2 protein-coding genes are annotated in these 5,793 nt (G+C 44.8%); one reads left to right on the top strand and one right to left on the bottom strand.

Going from position 1 to position 5,793, the window contains the following annotated elements; translation table 11 throughout:
• Positions 1–110 precede the first annotated feature (110 nt).
• On the top strand, positions 111–1,535 hold the full coding sequence (locus H6S82_RS15565; RefSeq protein WP_190463620.1) for a PilT/PilU family type 4a pilus ATPase: 1,425 nt from the start codon (positions 111–113) through the stop codon (positions 1,533–1,535).
• A 295-nt stretch (positions 1,536–1,830) separates the two neighbouring features.
• On the opposite strand, the gene H6S82_RS15560 is transcribed toward H6S82_RS15565, so the two are convergent.
• On the bottom strand, positions 1,831–5,793 hold a 3,963-nt coding region (locus H6S82_RS15560; RefSeq protein ID WP_191056391.1), incomplete at its 5' end, for an AAA-like domain-containing protein.

Here is a 5,793-nt window from a genome sequence, read left to right as displayed (position 1 = left end):
CCCTAGCCCCTAGCCCCTAATCCCTAGCCCCTAATCCCTAGCCCCTAGCCCCTAACCCCTAACCCCCTTTGAGGTTATTTGTTTCAGCATAGGAAAAGAAGAGAAAAAAAATGTCAACAACATCTGGAAACCTTCTAGAGAATTCTAAGGATAAACCGCCCATACCACCCAGTCAAATACAGGGTGTAAAAACGTCTAGAGCTCGATTTCAAGAACCGCACGAGCCGACAGCGGCAGATAATATCCAGGATGCCACAAGGCAAAAAACTCGGTTGGAAGGCTCCGATCGGCCTCCAGCGGGCCAAGAGCAAAATACCACAAAACAAACAACTCAAGCTCAAGGAAGCAATCCGCCAGTTCCACCGCCGGGTCAAGGGCAGCCAGCACAGGCACGAAATGCTGCTAATGTTTTGCCTTCGATCGAACGAATGGTGAAGCACGCTCATTCTCAGCAAGTGTCTGACATTCACATTCGAGTTGGGGAAGTGCCGAGATATCGAATTCGGGGTCAGATGGTACCGCTGGGAAATCATGACAAGGTAACGCCGGAACTTTTTGAACACTATCTATCTGAAACTGTCACTCCAGCGCAGCGACAGCGCTTTGCGGAAACGAAGGAATTGGATACCGCCCTTTACTACCCCGGTGTTGTGCGCTGTCGGGTGAATTGTTTTGAAACGCTGCTGGGCGGGGCGATGGTGCTGCGGTTGATTCCGTTGGATGTTCCTTCGATTGATAGTTTGGGGTTGCCACCTATTTTGAAAGAAATTGTGCAGCGCCCGCAAGGACTGATTTTGGTTACGGGGCCAACGGGTTCGGGGAAATCAACGAGTTTGGCGGCAATGATTCGTTATATGAACGAAACGTTGGCAAAGCATATTATTACGATCGAAGATCCGATCGAATTTGTTCATGCTTCGCACAAGTGTCTAGTCAGTCAAAGAGAAGTCGGTTTGCATACGCATGAGTTCCACGATGCGCTGCGGGCGGCTTTGCGGGAAGACCCGGATGCGATTCTGATCGGGGAAATGCGCGATCGCGTTACAGTTGATATAGCTTTAAAAGCCGCACAAACCGGTCATTTGGTTTTCGGTACTCTGCACACTCGCAACGCTCTCAATGCTGTGAATAGGTTGCTGGGTATTTACAATCCAGACGAACAGCCATCAATGCGGATTCAAATCGCCGATTCTTTGGTAGCGGTAGTTGCTCAAATATTGCTACAAACAACTGATGGACGTCGCACGGCAGCTCATGAAATTTTAATCAATACTCCTGCTATGCAGGACTTTTTGATGAAGGGCAATGAGGAGGAAGCTTATCATTTAATTGAAAATGGCATTGATGAGGGTATGCAGGTGCTTAACCAAGCTCTCTGTGAATTGGTGTTGATGGGTAAAATCAGCGGTGATGAAGCTGTGAAAGCTTCTTCAGATGTAGGAGATTTGCGTCGTCGAGTTCGCAATGAAGGGGTCGATCCAGCTCGTGCCAGTCGCGAGTTTAGCAGTCACGATACTGGTTACAGACCGTTATAGCTGCAAGGGAATAAACAGGGTGCTTCTCAATATTAATGGAAAGAAAAGAAGGGGCGGTTCTGAAACCGTCCCTAGTACGAAATAGGCTTCGATTAACCCGGTGATATCGTCTCCGGTTGCATGGGTAGGGTAAGATTGATACGAAAGATTATCTGTGGGAATGAGGGGTTAAATTTTTACCGCAGATGTGAGCAGATAAACGCAGATGAACGCAGATAAGAAGGGATTTTTAGGCAAGACAAAACTGCATCGTATCCGGGTGCATCGGTAGCGGAAAGAAGTTGCGATCGCATTATTAAAGACGATTGATTTGTTTTTCTACCCAACGCTCGTCAAATACTAATTTATAAATACGGTTATTGATTTGGAGATAATCGTCTCGCTTGACTGCTAAACCGGACATGACTAATTCTGTTTCTGCGGAATTATCAAGGGCGATAATCTGTCCTTGGTGTAAAATTTGGCGGTAAAGTTGGAGGAGTTCAACAGCACGCTGTTTATCGTTCAAAATCCGATCGCGTATTGTCCGCAAATGTTCTGGTTGGTCTTGGGATTCCCAATTTTCGATAATGTGCGATCGCACCAAGTTTTCCACGTAAGCTGCTTCATCGTTTGTGGGAATGGGAGAGTTAGAATTGCAAATCAGTTTGCAGACTTTTTGGGTGAGAAAAGGCTGTCCTCCCGTCCAGTTTATTACTTCTGTGAGTAGGGTTTGGGGATTGGTGACTCGTTTGGTCAATCCTTGCAGTAATGGTTGAGCTTCATGCGCTTGGAAACCTTTGAGTTGAATTGCTTGACCGACATTAAAAGGTGTGCGGTTTTTATCTTGAATTAATTGGGAAGGAGTCGCTACACCTAAAAGCACAAAATTCAAACGCTGATAGTCGGAACTATCGGCGCGTTTGTTATAGCAAGTGCGGATGATGCCAAAAAATGCACTGCTGTCAAACTGAAGGTCGAGAACGCTATCGATTTCATCGATGAAAATAATGATTTTTTCAGAAATATTTGTTAATAAGACTTCGTTGAGAAATTCTGATAAACGCTGCACGGGGGATAATAATTCGCGTTCCCGCCACCAAGTCCGGATATTGACTTTATCTAACAGATTCAAACCGCTAACTAAAAGGTAGGCAAAGCCTGCATACCACTGCTCTAAAGTTACCTGGGAATTGCTCATTGTAGAAATATCGATCGCAACACAAGCAAAGCCTTCTGCTTGCAGCTTTTTCATGATTTGGACGCGCAAGCTGGATTTGCCCATCTGTCGGGTGTTGAGGATGTAACAAAGCTGTCCGAGTCTTAAGGCTTTGTATAAATGTCGGTCTGCCGATCGCACGACATAAGTAGGTGCATCTATGGGCAAACTTCCGCCTACTTGGTAATCGTAACCCTGCGGTTCTTCGGCACTTCTGAGCAGGGCATTTTCGATTACTAATTCGGCTTGAGTTGCTTTGAGAATTTCCAGGGTGTGGGATAATTCTTTGGTGCGTTCTTCGACTTTTTGTTCCAAAGTTCGGTTATAATCTTCTAATTGTTCGTAGAGTTGAGCGTTTTCAATAGAGATGGCGGCTTGAGCGGCAATGATTTGTAAAGTTTCGACTCGTTGCGGGGTAAATGCGCCGATCGCCAGATTATTTTCTAAGTAGAGAATGCCTGCTAGTTTGCCGCGATCGAGTAGGGGAGTGCAGAGGATGGATTTAGTTTGAGTGGCGAGAATGTAAGCGTCGCGGGTAAATTGTCCTGATTCGGTGGCGTTATTTAATACTACGTTTTCGTGGCTGCGAGCGACGTAGTTAACGATGGCGGTTGATAGGAGGGGAATTTGAGTTGCAGGGTCTACAGAATCTACGGGAATGGATTGGAGAATGGTAATGCGATCGCTCTCCACTGCTGCTTGGGCTTCGATTACCCAATTCCCGCTTTTATCTAAGATGAGAAAACCTTTTTCTGCGCCTGCGTTTTCGATCGCAGCTTTCATCACCCGATCTAACAATTGTGCTAAAACGATTTCGCCGGAGATAGCTTGGGATGCTTTCATTACGGCGGCAAAATCCAACGTTTCGCCCGCTCTTCCAGATGTTGTGGTAATCGGATTTTTGGTATTTTGAGTTGAACTAACCGACTGGAGGGCTAAAAATTGCGGGTATCGCGCTTCCAAATCTTTTACTTTAGCTACAGCGCCCCAGCGCTGATACGCATAGTGGGCATCTTGCAAATAGTGACGGGCGACATGATTTTGATTTCTGGCGAGGTAAAATCTTCCTGCTAGTTCGTAGGCGAGGGCTTCTTCGTTGAGATATTCGTTTTCGCGGGCTAGGGCGATCGCTTTGTCGTAATATTCTCTGGCATCTTTATCGTTACCTAATACGCGATCGCGTTCTGCTTCCACTAGATAGAATTTGTGTAGGTAATTCATTGGGGCATGATGCGCCCATAGTTCCATTTTTTCCTGGTTGGCAGTGACTTTTTCTAGAATGCGGTTTTGTTCTGTCTCTGAGGCATTAAGAAAAACTGCTAGCCGAGCTAGCGAATCATAAAAATAGGCTGGCGGAGCAAAGCAGGTTGTTGACGCATTAACTATATATTCTTCCAATTTAACTGCATTTTCAAGCGCTTGCTGGAACTCATAGAACTGATAACACAGGGTAACTTTGTTAGTATACAAGTGAAGCATTGCGGTTTTATCTGTGGCTTTAAGATGAAGCGGCAGCATTCTCGTCTCATCGTATACTTCACCATTTAAACAATACGGATTTTCAGACCGTCCTATCAAGTTTAAGACTACTTGCCAAAACATTTGATGCCACTGAAGAAATGCTTCTTGCTTGAGTTGAGCAATAGCTTGATTGTAGGTTGCCTGTTCTCGTTCGAGTTCTAACAATTCCCTGCCACTCAAATAGGACATCATGCAGTAACCCATTGCACCACCGGCAGCAAATTCAAAATCTCCGCTTTCCAGTCCGCTTTGATAGGCTTCTAACTCGTATAGCAACACTTTCCTGAGATGCTCTTTCAAATGTCTTACAAAGTTACAGAACACATAGATTTTGGCTTTAAGTTTTTTGGCATTGAACTGTTCTAACAGACATAAAGCTAGTTGACCTAGTTGATATGCGGTATCAATCTGTCCACTACCACAGATAATCAATCCATAGTTCGCATATGCAAAAGCTGATTCGGGTGCGTTGCCTTTCGTAACCGAAAGATTAACTTGTTTGCAGGCAATCAGGGGAATCAGTTCATTCACTGTTATGTAAGCAGGACTCCATACAATGGTCATAATCTGCATGGCTGCTAGTGCGATCGGATCGGTCATTGTTGGCAGGTCAATTAAGTCCGAGGGCACTTTTCCTGTTAAAACTAACTGTGTCTCCTCCAAAGTAAGCATCATATTCGCCAGGCTTGGCTGTGCTGGAAAGACCACTCCTAACAACTTCAGCACTTTGAGCGCAGTGTTAACAGCTTCCAGGTTTTTGTTCTCTGCCCAATACCCTTGGATAGAAACTTCGTAGGCTTTTACTTTGTCTAGCAGCGTCTTGGCTTGTTTCAGGACTATCTCCGTTAAGCGCTCCATTTCCTCAAAATCGGTACTCAGGTAAGCTGCCTCTGCTGCTTCTACATAGAGTTCTAGGGTTAGATCGTACTGCCTTTGCCAACAGCCTTCCTCTAGCAAATCCAGACCAAATTTCAAATAGTTAAATCCTGGTTGATAGGCTGCTGAAGCTTTAGCTTTTTTCCCTGCCTGTAGGTTTAAATTCGCTAAAGCATCCCGTTCAGTTTGTTGATAAATTAGCATCTGACCGATGTTCAATTGATTAACAATATCAAATAGATTATCTTCAAGTTCCCTTGGCGACGTATTCTTTATTAACAATTGACCGACTTGCAGATGTACCGATTGTTTATCTGCTTGAGGAATGAGGTAATAAGCTGCTTGCTGAATTCGGTCATGAGCAAATTTGTATTCTACCACTAACTGCTCGGACAGACCAGCCACATCCATTTCTATTAACTTGTAGGCATCGTTCAGGGGTAAGATTAAGCCTTCTGCGATCGCTGCCCAAAGATCAGTTGCTGTTTCTTGAGGTGCTTTTTCATAAACAATTGCCAACTGCTTCAAGTCAAATTTGTTTCCCATACAAGCTGCTAGCTTCAAAACAGCTTGTGTCTGTGGTGGTAATTTTTGCACCTTAGCCACCATCAATTCCACTACGTTATCAGTTATTTGTTGGGCTTGTATTTGTCCTAAATCCCA

It is taken from the genome of Planktothrix sp. FACHB-1355 (genome assembly GCF_014748295.1).
Lineage (GTDB): Bacteria > Cyanobacteriota > Cyanobacteriia > Cyanobacteriales > Aerosakkonemataceae > Aerosakkonema > Aerosakkonema funiforme_A.
The sequence above is the reverse complement of the archived record's forward strand: the minus strand, read 5'-3'. Positions and strand labels throughout refer to the sequence as shown.

What these genes read in the sequence shown, in the direction of transcription:
- H6S82_RS15565 (WP_190463620.1), top strand. Translation starts at nt 111, where the DNA reads ATGTCAACAACATCTGGAAACCTTCTAGAGAATTCTAAGGATAAACCG.